Source organism: Arthrobacter sp. TS-15, from assembly GCF_006964045.1.
GTDB lineage: Bacteria > Actinomycetota > Actinomycetes > Actinomycetales > Micrococcaceae > Arthrobacter.
In genome coordinates this window covers 1-1,025 of the sequence record NZ_SDXQ01000136.1, presented here as the reverse complement: position 1 = coordinate 1,025, position 1,025 = coordinate 1, and the positions used below count along the sequence as shown (strand labels likewise).

Annotated in this window: 2 protein-coding genes; both read right to left on the bottom strand. The window is 71.5% G+C overall.

Going from position 1 to position 1,025, the window contains the following annotated elements; all coding sequences use genetic code 11:
- On the bottom strand, window positions 1-567 hold a 567-nt coding region (locus tag EU811_RS23340), incomplete at its 3' end, for a dioxygenase (RefSeq protein ID WP_274595856.1).
- Window positions 568-674: 107 nt separating this feature from the next.
- A partial coding sequence (locus EU811_RS23335; RefSeq protein ID WP_446698081.1) for an aromatic-ring hydroxylase C-terminal domain-containing protein occupies window positions 675-1,025 on the bottom strand: 351 nt, incomplete at its 5' end.

Here is a 1,025-nt window from a genome sequence, read left to right as displayed (position 1 = left end):
TACGCAGGTGCGGAACCAGAAGCGGCCCGCCGCGTCCGCCGTGAACAGCCCGCGGCCGTTGCCGGGTGGCTGGAGGTCCGGCTGCTGCACGTCGTAGAAGCCGTCGGTGTCGGCCTGCCAGACGTCGAGGACCGCGCCGGGCAGCGGGGTGCCGTCCTGGGAGAGCACCCGGCCGCTGACGACACACGGTTCGCCGCTGCCCACCAGGTCGATGTCGGCGCCGAGTTCACGGACCGGGGACTCGGTCATGTGGAAGGGGCCGAGGACGGTCGACTCGGTGGCGCCGGGGCCGCGGTCGGCGTTCAGGGTCTCGACCAGCATCGAAAGGCCGAGCACGTCCGACAGGAGGATGAACTCCTGCCGGGTGTCGGTGCACGTCTGCCCGGTCGCCGTCAGGAACCCGATCGCCCGCTCCCACTCCTCCTGGGTGAGCCGCGTCTCGCGCGCGAAGTCGTGAAGGTGCCGGATCAGCCCGGTGAGAAGCTCCCGCAGCCGCGGATCGGTACCCGCACCGAGGCTCCCGACGGCCTCTTCGGTGACCGCGGTCTCGCTGGCATCGATGGTCATGACGACTCCTGATCCGCTGTGTCCCGATTCGCCGTGTCCCGCTTCCCGACGATCATTGTCCTACTCCGCCCGTATGGGGAGCCCCTTCAGCGGCACGACCCGCGGAGCTACCCGTGACCGAGAATCCGCCGCACCGCGTCCCCCAGCAACTCCTCCGCGTCCCCGGCGGCCGTCGCGTACCGGAACGCCACGTACCCGTCGGGCCGCACGAGCAGCGCACCCGAGTCGGATACCTCGCTCAGCCGCGCCCAGTCGCCGTACGGATCCTCGTACTGCTGCCCGGGCCCGACGACAGCGGTGGCGATGTCGAGGCCGACGGCCTCGGCGGCCCGCACCCAGCAGTCCCCACCGATACCGGTGAACAGGGTGAAGCGCCCCTGACCGGCCGCGTCGAGCGTGGACAGGGTCCGGTCCCCGGCCGTGATCCAGGCATGGGGCAGCTTGGCACCGGGCCGCGA